The organism is Methanosarcina barkeri MS (genome assembly GCF_000970025.1).
Classification (GTDB): domain Archaea; phylum Halobacteriota; class Methanosarcinia; order Methanosarcinales; family Methanosarcinaceae; genus Methanosarcina; species Methanosarcina barkeri.
On record NZ_CP009528.1, the window covers coordinates 1,731,236 to 1,751,348 of the forward strand.

Genomic DNA, 20,113 nt, shown 5'->3' on the forward strand with positions numbered 1-20,113 from the left:
TTCCTTATATATCTAAAGCTCTATTATTTTTGTCTTGTTCTCCAATTAATGGTGTTCGCGCAGAATGGGAAAAATCAATTTTATGGAAAACATTACATTTTTTAATGAAGGACATTATCTTTTGCACATTAGCGAGATTGATGTCTAAGGTATACGAATGAAGAAATAAATAAGGGAGGAATTTTTAGCAAAGTACTGCATTTCTAAGTTCTTATTAAAAACAAGATCAAATGCATTGGTTGTGGAAAAACTTACCCCTTATATGCGGCAGAGTTAAGGTACTAAATAATTCATGCTATCTGATTCAAGATTTCTTCTATTCTGGAAACCAGAGGTTTTTCAGTCTTTACGTATATATAAGCAGGGAGCCCTGATCTGGAAAAATTCTGGAAGAGCTTCATTGCCAGGCTGTTAATTCGGGGAAATTCTCTGATTTTCTCATTTGCAAACAAACTAATTACTCTGTCAAAGCTCCAGACATTCGTAGTGAAATTATAATCTTCTCTTAACTGTTGATCCATGGAAAAAATAAGCTCAATCCAGGAACTCCATTCTTTTGTAAGATGTTGCCTGGTTCCTCCTTCAACTACAATATAAGAACTTCCTTTTTTAATATTTTCAAAAAATTCCCTGAAAGTTTCACCTTTTGCAAGGGTATAAACAGCTCCCATACCTCCTGTATGACTATCTGTAGTCGCAGCAATCCCTTTTCCGTATTTTCTGGCTAGTGTTGCAACCATAAGGTTTTTTTCCGTTAAGTTCTGCATGTTATATTCAACAACGGGAAATTGCTTTATAAGTTCAGGTACAGCCCACAGATTAGGTTGTTCTCCGCCTACAAACTGAAAGGGATGGTTATACATATGGGGGAGATCGTGAGTCCTTAGATAGCGGATAAAGCTTTTAAAATCGCATTCCTGATTTGCAATCAACTCAAGTTCCTTAAATTCTTCCGAATCAAATTTAAAAACATTAATGTGTAGGGTATGTCCTATATGTTCAGGATCACTAATTGAGATCTCAACTCCTGGAACCAGTCCTTCTTTATCCCAACCAAGCAGATCGTAAGCTTTGACAGTATCATGGTCGGTAAAAGTAACAAAATCAAGTCCTTGCGACCTTGCGTTTTCAAAAAGAACTGCAGGATGCATTGCCTGCACGGAAGGAACATCATAGGAACAGGAAGAATGTACATGCAGATCCACTTTCTTCCATCCTTCCTGAAGAAGAGTTTCTGCAACTTCAGCGCTTACAGTTGTTTTAGCATCGTTTCCGGTTTTTCCTTGCATAAACAAGCACGACCATTTTATTCAGAAATTCCTTTTAGTGTAAAAGTTCAAGAATCCTATTCAATTAAAAGAATGCAAAAAGGCTATATAGATATTTTGCTAAAAAATTTATTTTTTTATTTATTATATATATTTCATGAGGGGTATATTGAGCATTAATACAAGTAAATATTATAAGTATAAAATCGAAAAAATTTATATATAAAAAGGAAAAATAATAAAGAAATAATAAATAATCGTGATTATATGAAACAAATCGTGATTATGCGGTCCATTTACTATAATATCTTGACAATTTCGAGTTAACGTTCAAAAATAAAATAGCTTTTGGAATGAACTCTAAATATAAGTTTTCCACAGGTTCGGGTCTTGCTTTTAAAACTAATTCTTGACGCCTTATTGCTGCAGAAAAATCTCTTCATGTACTCTGGCAAAATGTTTAAATATCTTTATTCTAATTATATATAGAAATTGAGTATAACTTATAGTTTTATTCATTAATATTTATATTAGCTTAAAAATACTTATATTAGCTAAAAATATACTGGATACTGACCGCGGAGCAATAACCTGGATGCTACTGACCTATAAAATCAAGCACAATCAAAATTTTTCAGAGGAACTCCGAAAGGCTCGAAAGGTTGCTGAGTTCTGTATTAAACATCAGACTCAAAACCGAAGCCTTAACTCGCCTCCAATACAAAAATCTATTTCTTCTCTTCCTTCTTCCCCTTCACCCTCGTTATCTACTTTTTCTGAGTTTTCTCAGGACTTTTCGATTATTTCTTCTGCTCGTTCTCTCGGTTCTCTGTCTGCGCCCAATTCACTTCCGGTATCTGGACATCTTTCATCGAGGAATGTAAAGCATATAGGCTTGAAGTCAGTTATTTCCGGCCAGATTATCAAAAAATATTCCCGAAACCAGAACTTCAGATCTGCAAAGAATGTGAAATTGATCATTCCTTCGCGGGCGGTTCGTATTGACAGGGAGGAGCAAACCATTACAATTCCCTGTTTGAAACTTCTGCTGAACTATCATTTTTCCAACAACTTTTCAAAAATTTCCCAGATAGAAATCGATAACATCTATGCTTATGTAGCAGTTGTCTTCCCGGACGACGAGCTCAAAAATTCAGAGCACTATATAGGAGTTGATCGCAACACTAAAGGACATATTGCAGTTGTAGCGGATCCTGAATCCGGAAAAATCTGGAAGTTAGGAAAAATGCGATACCATACGCATAAAAAATATGAAAACATAAAAAAACGGCTCTATAATATGGGCAGAAGTAAAGAATTAAAAGCTGTAGAAATTAGGGAAAAAAATATTGTAAAGGACTTGAACCATAAAATCAGCCGAAAGATTGTGGATGTCGCCCTGTACAACGGATGCGGGATCAAACTGGAAAACCTTAAAGGAATACGAAAACTCAATAGCAAGATTGGAGATGCAGGAAAAGACGAGAAAAATAAAAGTAAAAACAGAAAAAGGGAAAAAAATAGAGACAAAAATATAAGTAAAGAAATTAGCAAAAACTCTCTCAAAAGTAAAAGTACATCTGAAAAACAATCCTGGTCAAGTGAATACTCCCTGAACAGCTGGTCTTTTCAGCAACTTCAGCAGTTTATTGAATACAAAGCCAGGCTGCGAGGAGTAGAGGTAGTTTATATCGATCCCCATGCGACTAGCAAAAAATGCAGCCGCTGCGGACATATAGGCAACCGACATAGTAAGCAATTTGAGTGTCCACACTGCGGACACGTTGACCATGCCGATGTCAACGCCGCCTTTAATATAGCGTTGACGCCAAAAGGCAGCGGTCAATTCTCTGCAGAAAGAGATGCAGGGAAAGGGAGCACTGACACCCCTCGACGGGTCCTGGACCGTACCATCTTCAGTAAACGTACAACCAGAAAAAAAACTTCTCCACAGTTTGCGTGGGAAGTATGTCAGTTTTTAAATTAAGACCTGTTACAGACTTCTTTTTTGTAATGTATACATATGAAAGCATGTTAACAACTTCCTAAGGTATAAAAAAACTTACGGGAACATAAAAAATAATAAAAGGGAAATAATCCCTGTCAATTAACTCACATTTTCAGGCAGTTTCGGCTGCTTTTCGAGTCTCATTAATTTTTGTCTCATTAATTTTTGTTCCATTTACAAGTGAAAGTGCTTCACAGGGAATATAGACTTTACCAGTTGCTGGAGCATAGACGACTATTCCTTCTAACTCATGCGCTACACCATTCTTGATAAGAATATTCGTGTCCACTGGCAGTTTGGCATCTCCAATTTCCAGCACAGGGTTTGAGGAATTCGTCATATTTAGCAAGTATTCATTTTTATCCAGTTTTCCATCTCCGTTATCTTTGGAGAAAATCTTATCCACATCAATAAAGAGTTGCGAGTTAGTCTTGTTAAGGTCAAATCCGAGTTCTTTAGCTATGTGTCCTGCAATTTCTGTATTATCAACATGGCCTGTTAGATCGTCAGGACCATAAGCCCACAGAGGGACATCATCTCCAGAATGTCCGTGAGTAGTCCAGCCAATTACTGTGTGATTGCGGCTGATTACCTCGCTAATTGCATAGTCAAGTGAGAGGCCTTTTCCATCGTTGTAGAGCTTAAGAATTTCAGCTATGTCCTCATCAGTAGCATCAATTCCCCACCAGGTTTTTAGCTGTTTTTTGATATTTTCGGATGAAAGATCTGTCCCTATTTCTGTCTCAAGACCTGTGGAACTGAGTTTCATACCTTTGAGAGGTGCAATGACATCTTCTACGGTTGTGGATGTATAATTGGGGTCAGAGTAGCTGCCAATGGTCATGCCGCCTGTATTATGATCCGGAAAAGCTAGAACCAGAGTATGCCCGTCTTTTTTAGCAAAATTAACTGCAGCCTTAACAGCTTTATCAAAAGCCAGGAAATCGGTTACAGCATAGTTAGGGTCATTGGCGTGGTCTGCCCAGTCAACCTGGCTGCCTTCAACCATCAGGAAAAAGCCATTTTTATCCTGAGATAACAGTTCGATGGACTTATTGGTCATTTCTGCAAGAGAAGGCTGTTCAGGTGCAAGTGAAGAACGATCTATATCCGGCATCATGTGGCTACTGGCAAAAAGACCCCAGGCTCTCCCAGTTGTAAGGTTCATCATTTCGTCTCTGCTGTCAACATACTGGTAGTCTCTGTCAAGAAGTACTTTTGTCAGGTTTTCTCCATCTGTCCTCTTTCCTCCTTCAGCTACAGGTATGAGATAACTTGAACCGCCACCAAAAACCACATCAACGTTTTCATAAACCATCTGTTTCATGATTTCGGTTTCATTATCTCTGTTATCAACATGAGCAGCAAAAGCTGCAGGTGTGGCATGGCTTACGCGGGAGGTTGCTACAAGTCCTGTAGATTTGCCTTCGAGTTTTGAACCTTCAAGCACTGTTGCAAGCGGTCTGTATTGTAGTTCTTCAGGTGGGATTTCCAGTGTACTTAAAACAGAACTATTACTTGGCCCTACGCTTAAAAAACCGTTAGTAGTTTTATATCCCGCAGCAAATGCTGTTGCGGCTGAAGAAGAATCAGTGATGACTGAGTCCGTACTATAAGTAGATACTGTTCCAGTTACCATATTATCAAGCTCAAGAGGCTTTCCGCTATACCAGCGAGCTAAAGTCTCCACACTTTGGGAACAACCATCAGGAATCAGGACGATCACGTTCTTTATTTTAGCTTCCGGCGTTATAGGAAATTTGCAGTTAGTAGAGTTCGTGAAATTAACGCTAGAATTCGAACCAAATTGTGCAGCTGCTGCAGAACCAATATTTCCCAGCAGCAAAAGTCCTATTATTGAAATAATTACTAAAGTATCGGTTTCCTTAGTCTCCATAAAATTACCTCAACATTGGGAATAATTTTTAAATTTATGATTTAACACAATATAAAAAATACAAATCCCAATTTTAAAAAAGAAGCCAGCTGTATTTGAATCTTTCACATATAGAATATATGCAGATTCATACTCAATATTTGTGAAAAATGGCTATGTAACTCTATTTTGCGGTATCAGCTATTTATTAAAATATTTAGGATATATACTCATTTATATACTTGATAGTTTTCCATAAACTGTATACAAAAGGACAATACTACAGTCTAAATAAACTTCCTACTAAAATTAAAAAATTCAGAATAGACAACATAATCTGAAAAATGGGTTAAATTCCAGACATCATCCTGTTGATCACATTACTTTCAAACCAAAAACCAGAAACTGAGATTCTCTGCGGAGGCAGCTTTTGTAGAACATTAGATGGTTGCTTAAAGATATTTTCTATTCAGAGGCAAAGATTTTGGCACATAAATTTTTGGCACATAAATTTTTGGTAAATAAATTTTTGGTAAATATATCTATTTTTGAGTAATATATTAATATCTAGCTCAATAATTATATAGAATATAAAAAAATATATAAGAAATGAGCGTTATTACTTAGTAGCGTGGGACCAGAACATACTACAAATAGACCAGAAAACATGTTAACATCTATTAAACCCAAATTTCCTGTGATACTCTCTTTTAAATTGGATTTTGCCTCTAAATCTCTTCATTCTATTTTTGAAAATATACAACTGATTCGTGCAGAATAGATTATGTTTACGCAAATTGTTTTTGAAAATATTAAGTTCACAGATAATGGTTTAGAGTAATGGAAGAAAGGTATATACTGGGATTGAAATAAAATGAAAGTTTTACTTTTCATGTGTGGAGAAGGGCTTGGCCACACAAGTCGCTGCCTTGCTTTGGGAAAAGAGTTTCTGACTGCCAGGCACGAGGTATACTTTGGGGCATATGGGTACTCAAAAAAGCTAGTAGAAAAAACAGGGTATCAGGCATATGAGATCCCTCCTGAAATAAGGCTAGCTGGAGAATCCGGAATTTTTGATGTCAAAAAATCTATTAAAGAAACCTTCAAGAGTATTTCCATTTCAGGGTTCAGAAAGCTTTTAAGGTTGATTGAGGATCTCAAACCTGATATTGTACTTTCGGATGGTTACTATACAGGCATCCTTGCTGCGCAGACAAAAAAGATTCCTGTGTATTTTATTGGCCACCAGTTCAATATGGTGGAGTTTTTTCAGAACCAGGATTTTCTAGTAACAGTAGCAGGAAAACTAGTTAAGAGTTTTTACAATTATATATTCAGAAGCGTAGATGGCATTATTGTGCCTGATTTTCCTCTTCCATACTCTGTAAACAGAAAAAACTTCAATTTTAATAAAAGTATCAATAATACCATTTTTTTCAGCGGCCCCCTCATCCGGTGCAAATATAGTGAAGTCGAATCAAAAATCTTCCAGTGCCCAAACGTCCTTTCAACCATCGGTGCTTTCGGATACAGAGCAACCATATTCAGGAGCATACTTGAGGCTGCAAAACTGGACCATACTATCCATTATACCTTTATTTCAGGGCCCGAAATAAATCCCAAGCAGTTTTCAAAAATCTCGGAAAATGTTGAGTTTACAGGCTTTACGGAAAATCCTTTTCCTTATTACAAAGGCTCTGACTTGGTAATCACTGCAGGAGGACATGGAACAATCCTTGAAAGCCTTTCTTTTGGACTCCCTGTGCTTTCTTTTCCGGACGAAAAGCATATTGAACAGGAAAATAACGCAACTGTAATTGAAGAAGAGGGATATGGGAAGAGAATGAGCTACCTTGCAGAGCCGGAAACTATTCTTGCCTGTATTAGAGGAATTCTGGAAAAGGAAGAATACCACAAAAAGACCAGAAGATTGAGAGAACTTGCAGAGGAACTTAACGGACCTGCAACTGTAAGAAGATTTCTTGAAGAAAAGGTTAAAGAAAGATTTAATGAAAAAAGGAAAAAGAATCGAAAGTGGAAAAATTAGGGCTCGATGTAGACATCCTCTGAAAGAAAGAAGAGCGAACATATAGAGAAATTAATGAAAGAGCAGCAAAAAAGAAAGTGATCTGGAGCAGACCATTTATTTTACGTACTATGAACAGAACAAAAAACTAAGCTGATTAGAAACACAGGATTTTTAAGTGATTTTTTTGCAAAAAAGGTATTATTTGGAGGATAATATTTCCCAAAATCTTCAAAAGGAACATAGAAAAATAAAAAATATTGTTTTTAATACTAAAAATAATACTTAATAAAACTATGTTATAGAAAAAACAAAAATCGATCTACAAAAAATGAGTATTATTGATTAGTAACGTGGGACCAGAACCTATTAACAGACTAGAAATATACGAATAGGCCAGAAAAGTATGCCTGCACAAGGAACTTAATTAATTATCCCATGTTACTTATTTTACAGTGGCCAGGGCTCAAATCTCTTCATTTTCTTTTTTTATGGCCATGATTTAATAAGTTGACGTCTTCCAGACCTTTACATACTTGCGTTTTGCGTCTCAATTCCCAAATATGAATTTCTGTTTTCTCGCAGATTATTTCGGAACACGTTCAGCCAAAAAAAATCGAATATCAAAGAAAAATTCACTCGATTAGATATCTTATTTTGTATATAGAAACTATACTTAATATATTAATTATTTTTTTCTTTTGTATATATTGACTAAATCGAATAACTATATATAACTCTATTAATTATTATTCTCAACGTTGAAACGCGAATAAGTAATGCAGAGGAATAGAAATTAAAAAAATAGTACATATTTCAGACATTCATTTTTCAGAGGCATATTATGTGCCTGAGATTGCAAATTCCATGCTTGAAAACATAAACAGGAACTTTCCAGATATTGTAGTAATCACTGGCGACCTGACGGAAAACGGGCTTGCAGCCGAGTATAATGGGGCAAAGAAATTCATCGATAGGATTGAATGCAAAAACAAGGTGATAGTTCCAGGAAACCATGACTCCAGAAACGCTGGTTACCTCTTTTTTGAGGATCTTTTCAAAACCAGATCGACTTCTGGGCACTTTGGAGAGGTCACTGTATTAGGGCTTGATTCTTCCCAGCCGGAACTTGACGAAGGGCATATCGGAAGGGAGAATTACAACTGGATAGAGAATGCTTTCTTAGTAAACGGTTTCAAAGTTTTTGCCCTTCACCACCATCTTATTTCGATCCCCAGAACTGGCAGGGGAAATAATGTACTTGTAGATGCTGGAGATGTTCTGGAACTCCTGGATCGCTCAGGTGTCAATCTTGTGCTCTGCGGGCACTGGCACATCCCCTGGGTCTGGAGATTAAACGACATGCTTGTAATCAGTGCGGGAACTGTCTGTTCTTCTAAAGTTCGTGGAAAAATGTCTCAGTGTTACAATTTGATTGAGATTGATGCACCAGAATCCGATTGCAAGCGCTGGCATCTGCAAGTTTACAGAGTTTTTTCAAGAGGAGAAAAGGAGAAGGTTGTTGATAGTATACTATAATTAAGCAAAATAAAGTTAGAAAAATATGAGGTCCAGTGCCTGAGAAGTATCTCGTTCCTTCTCCTTAATAACTTAAAAAGTAAACAATATTTTAAAAATTTATAATCACCTTCTCCTTTTTTGCCTGAATACCAGGAATTTGCCTGGATACTAGGAATAATATATGCAATTACTATTGATGCACAATTTATGAGTCTTCTTTTCAGATCTCTTTTCTTCTTTGCAAATAATTATTTGCTCATTTTCATCTATTCCTAAACATATTATTGATCTGGTAATTGAAATCGATCTGATTAACAAATCCACTGATGAATGCGATTTCAAAAATCACCCAATTCTGGAACTAAATCAATTTTTTAGGGGAAAATGAGAGGATAATTCGTTATTATCAAATTTGTATTTTAAAACTCTAATATTCAGATCGGAGATCACTACATGTAGTATTTGAAGCTGCTATGAGTGTTTTAGTCTTCAATCAGTTAGCTTACGTTCGAGAGTATATTAGATTTTCATAGTTAGTTACCAGTAGTAATAAATAAATTCAATTCAATAGTATCCAATACCAGTATATAGACTCAAAATTACTATCTGCTCTTTTATCAATAGGAATAATTTTAATATGAACGGTATAACTGTTGACTAAAGTCAGATTAATCAATATATTTTTGAAGTGGTGGGTATAAGGTGGCATATCAATATGTAAATACTTTAAGCTCTGGAAATCCTTTCAGAGATTGGCTTGTTGAGAAAGTTGTAACAGATCGGCTTAAGAATAAGCATTGTTTGGTTGATGTTTATAAATCAAATTCTTCTCATACTGTCTGCAAGTATCATTTCAAGGGCCAGCATTACAGTGTAGTGGCAAAGTTTTTTTCGGAACCTACAGGACAACTGAAAAATTATAACGCTTATAAAGGTATGATGAAGGAATATAGGAATCTGGAAAGAGCCTCTTCAATAATAAATGTTGCAAAACCGCTTGCAGTAAATAAAAAATTTAACTGTGCACTTGTAACCGAGTACATACCAGGTAAATCCTTGGGCTGGTACATAAAACATGAAAAAAAACTCGATGAACGGCTTACTGCCATTGCACATATGCTTCGCCGGCTTCACGATAATACAACGTCCTCTTACAATAAGGAAAACGAATTTAAAAATTATCATGAGGTTCTGGGCCATCTGAAACTAGATCATGATACCAGAAAGACTTTTAATAAACTGCTTGGAAAATGGTGGTACAGTTCGTGGCTCGATAGGGAATGCGGCTGTATGGTTCACAGGGATGTCAATCCTTCCAATTATATATTTTATGAAGGTAAGCCTTATGCAATTGATTTTGAAAGCTCCTGGTCGCATGCTCATCCTGTAAGAGACCTGGGAATTCTCACTGCAGAACTTAAGAACGAATTCAAATGGTATAAAGGAGGAAGCTGGAAAGCCGAACCATACATAGGAAACTTCCTCTGGGAATATAGCAATGATGAAAAGGACTTTACCTATATTACCAAAGTTTTGCCTTTTTTCATGAGTATAGGTCTACTTCGTTCAGCGCGCATTCATCGAGGCAGCCACAGAAATTATCTAATAAAAGAAGCACGTAAGTGTTTAAAAGCGATTAATAAAGGTTAAAATGAGTTTATTCTGAGGATATGCTAAAGGATATAGCATTTCAAATTCATTATTTCTTTTTTTTCAATTTATTGCTCCAAAATATCTCCTTTTTTCTAAGAGGTAATTTCTGTATCTTGTATTTGATAGACTTAGACGGTTGAGCTGGGAAATCAATAGCATTAAACCTTCAACTGTCTAAAGTAAAAAGTAGTTCATAACGCCGAATGTGCTTGAGCTTATATTTCAAGTGAGAAAATTCTTTGTGATAAGGAACACGTACTTTACAACTAGTTAGTACAGTTTATTACTATATTGTATATATCCAAAAAATATATAATAAATTTATTCTATTTATATCTTGAAAGGTTTCTAGTACCTTCAACCAGATCTCTATGGGCTGCAGGCATCTCTTCCCCTGCAGCTCACAAATTTAATAAGAACAGTAAATGAAGGAAAGTCAACCGGCTGTACATTTGGGAATACTGTGACTTTGCAGTATTGCCCAAATTATGAAGGTTTCTACAGAACTCTAAAATCCTTTATTTAAGGTTCTATTCAGATAACTATCCATTTACCAGGGAGGTTTATTTACGAAAAGTCTAAATATTTGTCCTGAGTGCCATTCAATCCTGAAAATAAGTCAAGGCGGCGAAACTCAATACTGTCCTGTGTGTAAATACTGGACAAAGATAGGTACTGCAAGGCTTGATTCAATCATGATTTACGAATAAGGGACCTGTACGGAGGGGGCCGGTTTTTCTATTTTTTGTAGTGTATGTAAAACAAAATGAAACGCAGGTTTATATTGGTAAAATTAGCTTCGCGGTAGATGTGAAAGTAAATGTGATAGCGTCAAGTTAGATTTTAGGGTTACATAGATCAATGGGAGTTTAAAAGTTTAATGATCATGGAACAGTTACTGAAAACTCAAGTAGAAAGACAGCCCTCAAATCCAGGCAAAAAAGGTAGATTTACTTCTATTAACTTCTCTTGTTAAACTTTATTTCAATTTATAGACATAACCAATTTAATCTCACTTTTCAAAATATGCTACATTCCATTTTTAATTCTTTTTAATTTTTTTCTTATCTAGTTCAACTTTCAAGGATATTTCCTTCACGGATATTTCCAAACTTGGAACTTACATAAAGCAAAAGCGATTACTGGCTTAATTGATGAGGCTCAAAAATCCACATAAAACCTAAAACATGATATAGTGAAACCAGAGTAATAGAAAAGTTCAGTCATGAAATATGAGATGCCATAGCTTGTCACTCAGGTGTTCATAAGGGTTCGGGAACTTCAAACCAACAAGCCAGCTTAAATCCCTACCATTTCTATTTTTAGGTTTCGAATTACAAAAAGACTATATAGAAACGAAAAACTATATATTGATATTTACATATAATAATAGTATTTCCAAAATATCTATATACTTAAAGAGGAATATCAAGATTAATTAACCATACTATAGAGAACCCAAAATTCATAATAAAGTCTAAAATAAACGGAGGAAATCCATGCTTCAAAACGGAAAAATTAAAGGCTTAATCTTTGATTGTTACAAAACCCTTATTGACATCAAAACTGACGAAAGAAGTCGAGAGACAAACGAAAGAGTTAGCAAGTGGCTGCTTTATCAGGGAGTGAGGATAGAGTCCGAGAGGCTCAGGGAAGAATACAAATGGAAAATCATAGGCAGACTAGGCAATTCAGGCCAGCAGCACCCGGACATTCGTATAGAAGAGATCTTTGCGGAAATTTGTGCCGAAAACGCCTTTAAAGAAATAGATCCCTATTGGCTTGGAATTGAGACAGCAAAGGTCTTCAGAACGGCATCTATAAGAAAACTTGAAGCTTACCCTCAGAGCCTGCGTCTGCTTAAAAAATATAAAAATGTACCGAAGTGCATTGTTTCCAATGCCCAGAGAGTTTTTACGGAACATGAACTGCGCTTTCTGGGTCTGTATGATCGCTTTAATTTTACAATTATGTCTTCGGACCACTGTATAAAGAAACCTGATACCCGGCTCTTTAAGATGGCTCTCGACGGTCTCGGGCTTGAGCCATGGGAAGTGCTCTCTATCGGCGACACTCCAGAAAACGATATTTATCCACCTCAAAGTCTCGGAATGAACGCGATGCACATCCGGGATGCCTGGAGATATGCATAACTCTGTCCACATTCATGACTAATACTCCAAAAAGTAAAATGTCAGTAAATCTCTTACTGTCGACTTTGAATAAGTAATTATACATCCTGACTTTGACAGTATCCACTAATTGTTACTGAATATTTCCCTTCTTTTTTATCCCAAATGGACTTGACAATTTGTTTAAATTTATAAAAATTTGTTATATATTCTATGTAATTCCATTCATTTTTGCTACTATCAAGCTATTGATCTTATCAAAATTCGCAAAAATGTAATTTTTGACTCCATTTATCTTGAACTTGACTGTAAGTGTCAAATTCTTCAAGCTTTTTTTAATGAATTTTGTTACGTGTTTCATCCCTTCAAATTCATATCGCATCAGCGACATGAATAATTGAGCAATAAAGCCAAGGATGATAGCTCCATAAATGCTATCATCCGACCACACTCTCAACGGTTTAATGTTGATTTCGTTCTTCAATGAATGGAATATTTCTCAATAAAATCCTTTTTTCTGTATGTTATCAACGCATCTTCAAGTGTCAAATCTCTGTTTGATTTCAGACAGAAAAATCCTTCTCTCCCATTAATCAGTGAAGCTTTCAATAGTTCTATAACTTCCTTGTCACTAAGCTCTTCGAGCTTAGTTCTAAAAGAGTAATTAATCTCAATCTTTACTCTGAAATTCATTATTTACTCTGCGTTTCTTAGGAAGCTTTTTGTTATCTATGACAGCTTTTAACTCACTGACTCCAACTGTTCTCTACAACTTGTCAGGTTTGTGATCTCTGCTATATCCGAATTTACCAAGATTGGCCTTAGTCCCGTGAAGAACTATACTCGTCCAATCCAGGTTTATGTTCGTCTCTTCAAAACCATAAGTAGAAAATAGAGAGTCCAGAATATCACACAGAATTTCCTCTTTGTTACGTCCCAAAAGCTCAAGAGTTCTGTAAAGAACTCTTTCGTGAAAACTTTCAAGATTTAAGATATCCAGAATCTCTTTCTGATTTAACCATTTGCCAGCTTCTTTGATACTAAAATTATCAGTTAATTTGTAGCTTAACAAACCGATTACTAAACTATTGAGATCAAGACCCTTACTTTTATGTTTACTAAAAATATCACAGAAATTAAGCTTTTCATAAAAATATTGGACAGCAAGAATAGATCCGATAGGAACACATATATTCTTGTTAGGAATTGTAGGAAGGCTCTCTGTTTTGTGATGTTCATTGGATCGAATCATACAAAACAGAGAGCACTTATTTTTATGTAACTGTCAAAGTCAGGATTCATATGCACATTCGGACTCCTGGAGTCAAAAAATGAATAAATTATTTCTGCAATTTATGCTTTTTTGGGAATCCTTTTTCTGGCAGTCCTGCTTTCAAAACCCTTTCGGTCAAAGCTTGCGAGTTTCCAGACAGATATGAACATGGTTGCAATCTCGTTTTTAAGGTCAGGAATAACTCTGATAACCCGGCACAACTCGTTTTCGGAAGAGGCCTATATGGGCTTTTTTAATCTTGTCTTTCTTAGGCTTCTGGTTTTGCTCCTGTATGCAGGGTACTTCTGCAACAAAATACTCCATTGCTATATTTTCATGGCCCATCTGTCGTAGTACAAGACTTACTTTCTTCCGATACTCTCCCAGATCCTTAAACGTAGAAAATACAAATTTATAGTCTATTTTGTCCACTAATTATCTAGCTAATCTTTCCTGAAATAAAAGTGTGAGGTAGTTAAATCTTTTGAATTTGTTTGATTTTTAAAATTACCTCTCATGCCCTTCTTGTAGCATGGACGAAAATACGTTAACCTTACAATCCATGACCAGAGGTTGCCCAACCAAAAGCTATTTAATTAGGCAATGACTAACTAACGACTAAGATCCAGCATGACAGAGAAAAAAGAGCATTTATTATTAGTCTTTGAAAACCTGTTCAAAACCCAAAGAGAATGCTCCTGTGATATCCTCTCTGAATGTGGGTTATCAGATATCACTGTAAAACAGATCGGATATCTGAAGCTTATTGATGATAATGGGGACGTGACTTTTAGCAGGCTTGCTAGGATCACTAGAAACTCAAAGCCAACCATCACAGAGATGGTGAACAAATTCGTGAAAATGGACTGCGTGTACAAAGAAAAGTCCTCAAAAGACGGAAGAATTTTTTACATTCGCCTGACGGAAAAAGGACGGAGAATAGCTCGTGCCGAAGAAAACGCATTGTTGAGGGTCATTGAAAAAATGGCAGATTCTCTGGACGAGAAAGAAATTGACACGCTTATCGACCTCCTGGAAAAGGTGTGGTAATTTTTTTTGTTCGGCGAAAAAGTTAGGTTAATTCAAACTAAATAATTGGACTAACCTGGAAAACAGAGATAACAAATTTAGAAAAATGAGACGATTGACAATGTATCCAGAACAACCCGATGAAACCAGAGAAAGCATCGTAATGCCGCTTTTTGAGGTAGTTGTCTACCCAAAAAGCCGGGCCAAATTTCTTGCTGACAAAGTCACAGGGGAAATACTCCTAAATGACATGAAAAACGCCGAATCTGTATCTGCCATCGGGCTGACTGTAAAGAGCGGCACAAAGGCTTCAGAACTATCCGAAGAGAACCTGTATAAGATTGGAAACTTGCTTAAGATTACATATGTACAGCCTGCTGATGACGGATATCTCGTTGTCGCAAAGGCTATCGAAAGGGTAGAGGCTATATCTCTGTATCGGAAGAATGGGCTGTTCTACACAACTTACAGGCCTGTCCATGATCTGCCGGATTTCGATGAGGACGCTGAAACTGAGGTACTGGCAAATATAAAAAAGACAATTCACGAGATCAGTGCCCGGTTCCAGGGTTCTGAACAATTTACCAAGTCAATCGATAAGATGGACTCCATTGACCAGATAATGGGATTTGCCATGCCGTACATACCCGTAAAACTTGCCGAAAAGCAGAGACTCCTGGAGCTTGCCTCGGTTCGCGAAAGGTATCTTCTGTTCCTTCACATTCTGACAAAGCATAAAGAAAATATCAATCTCCAGATCGAAATGGCAAAAAAAGTCACTGACAAAATAAGCAAGTCCAATAGAGAGGCAATGCTCCGTGAGCAACTGAAAGTGATTCAGGAAGAGCTCAACGAAGGTGGTGACTCGGTTTCAGGCGATGCTGCATACAGGGAGAAAATTGAAAACTCAACTATGCCTGATGAGGTAAAAAAGAAGGCATTTTCCGAATTAAAGAAACTAGAAACCGGAGGCAGTCACAATCCTGAAGCCCCTGTTATAAGGAATTATCTTGACCTCCTGCTCGACCTTCCCTGGGTAACCGAGGAGAAAAAGAGCATCGATATTGAAGAAGCCCGTCGTGTGCTTGAAAGCAACCACAACGGACTTGAAAAGGTTAAGGAGAGAATAATCCAGCACCTGGCAGTTATGAAATTAAAACACGAGAAGCAGGGCTCAATTCTGCTCCTGATTGGACCGCCCGGAACCGGTAAAACAAGCCTTGGGAAAAGCATTGCAGATGCTTTGGGCAGAAAATATGTCCGGATCAGCCTCGGAGGTGTCAAAGACGAAGCCGAAATCCGGGGACACAGGCGGACATACATCGGTGCCCTTCCCGGAAGGATTATTCAGGGTATGAGAAAAGCAGGCACGAAAAATCCTGTGTTTATTCTTGACGAAGTTGATAAGCTTTCAGCTTCTTACTCTGGAGACCCGGCAAGTGCTCTCCTGGAAGTCCTTGACCCTGAACAGAACAGCACGTTCTCAGACCACTATCTGGAAATCCCATATGACCTGTCCGATGTCCTGTTCATAGCTACAGCCAACTCTATGGCAAGTATCCCCTGGCCGCTTCTCGACAGGATGGAGACCATTGAGATCTCAGGTTACACAAAGAATGAGAAACTTGCAATTGCAAAAGATCACCTGGTGCCCTGCATACTGGAAGACCACGGCCTTGATGCAGAGAAACTTAAAATTGAAGATGAAGCCCTGAAAGTAATCATCGATAAATACACTCGCGAAGCCGGAGTCCGGGGGCTTAAAAAGCAGCTTGCTAAGACTGCAAGGTTTGTGTCTGAAAAGATCGTGTCAGGCAAGGCCGACCTTCCTTATGTGGTCAGGGCGGATATGCTCAAAGAAATTCTCGGAAAAGAGATAATCCGGCAGGAAGAAGCCAGAAAAGAAAATGTACCCGGCGTGGTTACAGGACTTGCATGGACGCCTGTGGGAGGAGATATTCTCTTCATAGAAGGCACATTTATGCCAGGCAGTGGAAAACTCACACTTACAGGCCAGCTTGGGGATGTAATGAAAGAGTCTGCAAAGATATCGTTGAGCCTTGTAAGGTCACGGCTTGCAAACACTGCAAACAGCTTTGACTTCACTTCAAGTGATATTCACATCCATGTACCCTCAGGTGCAACCCCAAAAGACGGCCCGTCAGCAGGCGTAACCCTCTTTACCGCCCTTACATCCCTGATAATCGGAAAAGCGGTTGACCCCAAACTTGCCATGACAGGGGAAATAACGTTGAGCGGTGCAGTACTGCCTGTTGGAGGCATAAAAGAGAAAGTTCTGGCAGCCCACAGGGCAGGCATAAAGAAGATAATCCTGCCAAAAGAAAACGAAAGAGACCTTGAAGATGTGCCTGAAGATGCCAGAAACAAACTTCAGTTCGTGCCTGTGGAGACCATCGAAGAAGTCTTGAGAGAAGCCTTGGATATTGATCTACCCAGGCCGGTAGTACCATCCTTATATCCTGGAAGCAGTTATGCACCTGCGCATAGTGCATAAACGTTAAGAAATGCAGGATTGGGATTACAGTCTCCAGACCATAATACCCATCCAATTTTTCCTCCTGATTTTTCCTCCTGATTTTTCCTCCTAATTTTTCCTCCTGATTTCTTTCTAATTTTTTCTCCCAGTTTTTTACACAAACTTTGAGAAAACGGCCTTTTTCGTCATAGAAAAACATGCAAAATGGCATCGAGAATGAAATTATTGTTTTAATTAACTTAAATTAACTAGGTTATATTCATCAAACTCAGGAAAAAAACGGCTCTTTTACGGCTCTGGACTGTTGTTAGAGTCTAATTTACAAAACCGGAACTCTGCCAAAGCCAAAAAATCAAAAATCGCCATTTTTGAAGTTAAAAACACAAAGATTAGGGGAGATAGATCTTAGTTTATTTTTTTGATGTTTTTTATTCAGGCAATTCTTTCAGTTTTACTGCATAAATTTTATAATATATAAAACATTAATCATGTAGTAGCAGACAATCAACATGAAGCACGATCAATATGAAGCAGTTAGTTATATTATCGATTCTGATTATAGCTGTGCTTTTTACAGCTGGTTGTACTGAGCCAAACTCTACTCAAGAGTCTCATGATAATGGCTATGTTGTCAATACAACCGAACTTGGGCAGATAAATACATCCCTTGAGGAAGGTCCGGTTTTTTTGAAACTCGGCGCTGAATGGTGTGGGCCATGTCAGAAAATGGAGCCCATCCTTCAGGAACTGGCAAATAAATATGAAGGAAAAGCAACGATCATGTCCGTAGATATTGACCAAAGCCCTGAATTTATTGAGTATTTTGGAGTAAACTCTATTCCTGACTCCTGTGTGATCATAGGTATTGAAAACGGGGAATACGTATATATGCAAGAGGCTGGAAATGCCAGTAAGGACAGGTTCACGGCCAGAATTCTTGGACTCAGGGATGAGCAAGAATTCGAAAAAGTTCTGGATCTAGCGCTCCAGAAAGAAAAGGTCAAATCCAAATAAAATCCGTTTTTTGCAGTAAAATTTCAAATTTCATAATTTTTCATGCTATCTATTTTTCCGCAAAGTATACATTGGAAAATCACATCCGACCTGTCTTGAATACATTATATATAAGCCACAGTCCAAAGATACTGGCAATAACGAAACTGAATGTGCCAAGAAAAGGCACACCCCAAACAAGAGGTCTCATATGTGTCTGAATGACCAGAGAAGAAGCGACAATCATAGCAGAGATGATCAGACTGATAGATAACCGATTACTTGCAACGTCAATCTCGGACACCAGCTTTTTACCTTCCTCAGATTCAAGTTTTATATTTAAATAGCCATTTTCAGCATGATCAAGTATATGTGAAATTTTATTCGGGGCTTTTCGAAAGAGACGCGTCCAGCTTGAAATATTGCTATATGCCTTACGAGCCAGGTTTTGTGGATAAAAACGCTTTTTCAATTCATTTTTTGCATAAGGTTCGAGAAGTTCGCTAAAATTTAAATCCGGGTCCATTATGAGTCCAAAACCCTCAACAGCCACTATACCTCTAACCAGTAAGACTATGTTATGAGGCATAGTAACCTGATGATCCCTTAAGATACCTATTAGTTCTTCGATTATCATAGAGGCATCAAGCTTTTTCAGAGCTTTACCATAGTATTTGGAGCGAAAAGATTCAACATCCTCTTTCAATAACCTTGTGTCTGCATAGGAATCTATACAACCCATATCTCTGAGTAACTCGACGAATAAAGAACTATCTCCATTAACTAAAGCTACCATGCCATCCAGAAATATATCGCATACTTCTGAGGAAAGGTGACCTGCCATTCCAAAATCAAGAAAAGCTACGTTCCCGTCTTCCATTATAAGGATGTTTCCGGGATGCAGGTCTGCATGGAAAAATCCATCTTCAAATACCTGCTGCATGAAAGCTTCTATGACTACAGAAGCTATATTACTCCTATCAAATCCCTGTCTGTCCAGTAAATCCACACGGCTACTTTTTATACCTTTGATATATTCCAGCGTCAACACACGTGTGTTTGTATAGTCCCAGTAAACCCGTGGAATATGGATCTGACTATTCTCTCTGAAATTGTCTGCAAAACGGTCTGCGTTCCAGCCTTCCTGAGTATAATCTATTTCTGCAAGAATACTGCGAGATAACTCATCAACAAGCTCAATTGGTCTGTATAATCTCGCTTCTGGCATATGTTCATCAACAAGTCTGGCTATACTGTACATAATGTCCAGGTCAGATTCTATTACTTCCTTTATGCCAGGACGCTGGACTTTCACAACAACCTCATCGCCATCTTTTATCCTTGCCCTGTGCACCTGCCCAATAGATGCACAGGCAAGTGGTTTTTTCTCAAAACACTCATATAATTCTTCAATGGGATGGCCGAGTTCTTCTCTTATAATTAGCTCGACTTCTTCAAACTCAAAAGAAGGCGCTTCATCCTGAAGTTTTGCAAACTCGGCAGCATATTCCAGAGGAATAAGGTCATGCCTCATGCTCAGTAATTGACCTAATTTAATGTAGGTCGGACCCAGTTCCTCGAATATCTTACGTACTCTAACCGGACCTGAAGTATTGAGCCTGTCCACCTTATCTTTATTGTTAAACTTATAGGTCAAGTCCCTGATACTGCTCAAACCTATCTTTTCAACAACATATCCAAACCCATACTTCTGGAGAACCTCGATTATCTGGCCATATCGTTTCAACATGGCATAGCGATGAAGCCTTTTACGTATCATAATGTCATTAGCCTGGAATTTTTATGGGGGTTGTTAATTTATTTTTATAATAAGTTA

Annotated in this window: 13 protein-coding genes and 1 pseudogene; 8 read left to right on the forward strand and 6 right to left on the reverse strand. The window is 37.5% G+C overall.

What is annotated here, in order from left to right:
• Positions 1 to 290: 290 nt before the first annotated feature.
• The gene (locus MSBRM_RS06995; RefSeq protein ID WP_080941483.1) at positions 291 to 1,289 is read right to left on the reverse strand and encodes a PHP domain-containing protein; all 999 of its coding nucleotides are present in this window, start codon (positions 1,287 to 1,289) and stop codon (positions 291 to 293) included.
• A 574-nt stretch (positions 1,290 to 1,863) separates the two neighbouring features.
• On the opposite strand from MSBRM_RS06995, the gene MSBRM_RS07000 reads away from it, so the two are divergent.
• The gene (locus tag MSBRM_RS07000) at positions 1,864 to 3,255 is read left to right on the forward strand and encodes an RNA-guided endonuclease InsQ/TnpB family protein (RefSeq protein ID WP_048118502.1); all 1,392 of its coding nucleotides are present in this window, start codon (positions 1,864 to 1,866) and stop codon (positions 3,253 to 3,255) included.
• 133 nt (positions 3,256 to 3,388) lie between these two features.
• Here MSBRM_RS07000 and MSBRM_RS07005 read toward each other — a convergent pair whose 3' ends face one another.
• Positions 3,389 to 5,173, reverse strand: a complete 1,785-nt coding sequence (locus MSBRM_RS07005; RefSeq protein WP_048155154.1) for an alkaline phosphatase — start codon at positions 5,171 to 5,173, stop codon at positions 3,389 to 3,391.
• 853 nt (positions 5,174 to 6,026) lie between these two features.
• Here MSBRM_RS07005 and MSBRM_RS07010 point away from each other — a divergent pair.
• The 4 genes from MSBRM_RS07010 to MSBRM_RS07025 all read left to right on the forward strand — a co-directional run bounded on the left by MSBRM_RS07010 (position 6,027) and on the right by MSBRM_RS07025 (position 12,505).
• Entirely contained in the window at positions 6,027 to 7,199 is a 1,173-nt protein-coding gene (locus MSBRM_RS07010; RefSeq protein ID WP_048155160.1) for a UDP-N-acetylglucosamine--N-acetylmuramyl-(pentapeptide) pyrophosphoryl-undecaprenol N-acetylglucosamine transferase, read from the forward strand.
• A gap of 792 nt (positions 7,200 to 7,991) precedes the next feature.
• On the forward strand, positions 7,992 to 8,717 hold the full coding sequence (locus MSBRM_RS07015; protein WP_255361894.1) for a metallophosphoesterase family protein: 726 nt from the start codon (positions 7,992 to 7,994) through the stop codon (positions 8,715 to 8,717).
• Positions 8,718 to 9,401: 684 nt separating this feature from the next.
• Complete coding sequence (locus MSBRM_RS07020) at positions 9,402 to 10,349, forward strand: phosphotransferase (protein WP_048155162.1); 948 nt, start codon at positions 9,402 to 9,404, stop codon at positions 10,347 to 10,349.
• A 1,502-nt stretch (positions 10,350 to 11,851) separates the two neighbouring features.
• A complete protein-coding gene (locus MSBRM_RS07025) occupies positions 11,852 to 12,505 on the forward strand; it encodes an HAD family hydrolase (RefSeq protein WP_048118493.1) in 654 nt (217 codons plus the stop codon).
• Positions 12,506 to 12,695: 190 nt separating this feature from the next.
• Here the strand turns inward: MSBRM_RS07025 and MSBRM_RS07030 are convergent.
• A pseudogene (locus MSBRM_RS07030) lies at positions 12,696 to 13,723 on the reverse strand (hypothetical protein).
• A gap of 226 nt (positions 13,724 to 13,949) precedes the next feature.
• Positions 13,950 to 14,189 (reverse strand): DUF4062 domain-containing protein, encoded by a 240-nt coding sequence (locus MSBRM_RS07035; RefSeq protein ID WP_048118490.1) that lies wholly within the window; start codon positions 14,187 to 14,189, stop codon positions 13,950 to 13,952.
• A 198-nt stretch (positions 14,190 to 14,387) separates the two neighbouring features.
• On the opposite strand from MSBRM_RS07035, the gene MSBRM_RS07040 reads away from it, so the two are divergent.
• Entirely contained in the window at positions 14,388 to 14,807 is a 420-nt protein-coding gene (locus tag MSBRM_RS07040) for a MarR family winged helix-turn-helix transcriptional regulator (RefSeq protein WP_048118485.1), read from the forward strand.
• Positions 14,808 to 14,907: 100 nt separating this feature from the next.
• Positions 14,908 to 17,301 (forward strand): endopeptidase La, encoded by a 2,394-nt coding sequence (gene lon / locus MSBRM_RS07045; protein ID WP_048155165.1) that lies wholly within the window; start codon positions 14,908 to 14,910, stop codon positions 17,299 to 17,301.
• Here lon and MSBRM_RS20785 read toward each other — a convergent pair.
• Positions 17,277 to 17,444 (reverse strand): hypothetical protein, encoded by a 168-nt coding sequence (locus tag MSBRM_RS20785; protein ID WP_196298117.1) that lies wholly within the window; start codon positions 17,442 to 17,444, stop codon positions 17,277 to 17,279. The two genes, lon and MSBRM_RS20785, sit on opposite strands and share 25 nt — an antisense overlap.
• Before the next feature lie 364 nt (positions 17,445 to 17,808).
• Between MSBRM_RS20785 and MSBRM_RS07050 the strand changes: the two genes are divergently transcribed.
• Positions 17,809 to 18,297, forward strand: a complete 489-nt coding sequence (locus MSBRM_RS07050; protein WP_048118479.1) for a thioredoxin family protein — start codon at positions 17,809 to 17,811, stop codon at positions 18,295 to 18,297.
• Positions 18,298 to 18,376: 79 nt separating this feature from the next.
• On the opposite strand, the gene MSBRM_RS07055 is transcribed toward MSBRM_RS07050, so the two are convergent.
• Positions 18,377 to 20,056 carry an ABC1 kinase family protein gene (locus tag MSBRM_RS07055; protein WP_048155168.1) on the reverse strand — a complete coding sequence of 560 codons (1,680 nt, stop codon included), beginning with the start codon at positions 20,054 to 20,056 and terminating at the stop codon, positions 18,377 to 18,379.
• Positions 20,057 to 20,113: the final 57 nt, after the last annotated feature.

What these genes read in the sequence shown, in the direction of transcription:
- MSBRM_RS07005 (WP_048155154.1), bottom strand. Translation starts at nt 5,173, where the DNA reads ATGGAGACTAAGGAAACCGATACTTTAGTAATTATTTCAATAATAGGA.
- MSBRM_RS07040 (WP_048118485.1), top strand. Translation starts at nt 14,388, where the DNA reads ATGACAGAGAAAAAAGAGCATTTATTATTAGTCTTTGAAAACCTGTTC.
- MSBRM_RS07055 (WP_048155168.1), bottom strand. Translation starts at nt 20,056, where the DNA reads ATGATACGTAAAAGGCTTCATCGCTATGCCATGTTGAAACGATATGGC.
- MSBRM_RS07050 (WP_048118479.1), top strand. Translation starts at nt 17,809, where the DNA reads ATGAAGCAGTTAGTTATATTATCGATTCTGATTATAGCTGTGCTTTTT.
- lon (WP_048155165.1), top strand. Translation starts at nt 14,908, where the DNA reads ATGTATCCAGAACAACCCGATGAAACCAGAGAAAGCATCGTAATGCCG.
- MSBRM_RS06995 (WP_080941483.1), bottom strand. Translation starts at nt 1,289, where the DNA reads ATGCAAGGAAAAACCGGAAACGATGCTAAAACAACTGTAAGCGCTGAA.
- MSBRM_RS07000 (WP_048118502.1), top strand. Translation starts at nt 1,864, where the DNA reads ATGCTACTGACCTATAAAATCAAGCACAATCAAAATTTTTCAGAGGAA.
- MSBRM_RS07025 (WP_048118493.1), top strand. Translation starts at nt 11,852, where the DNA reads ATGCTTCAAAACGGAAAAATTAAAGGCTTAATCTTTGATTGTTACAAA.
- MSBRM_RS07010 (WP_048155160.1), top strand. Translation starts at nt 6,027, where the DNA reads ATGAAAGTTTTACTTTTCATGTGTGGAGAAGGGCTTGGCCACACAAGT.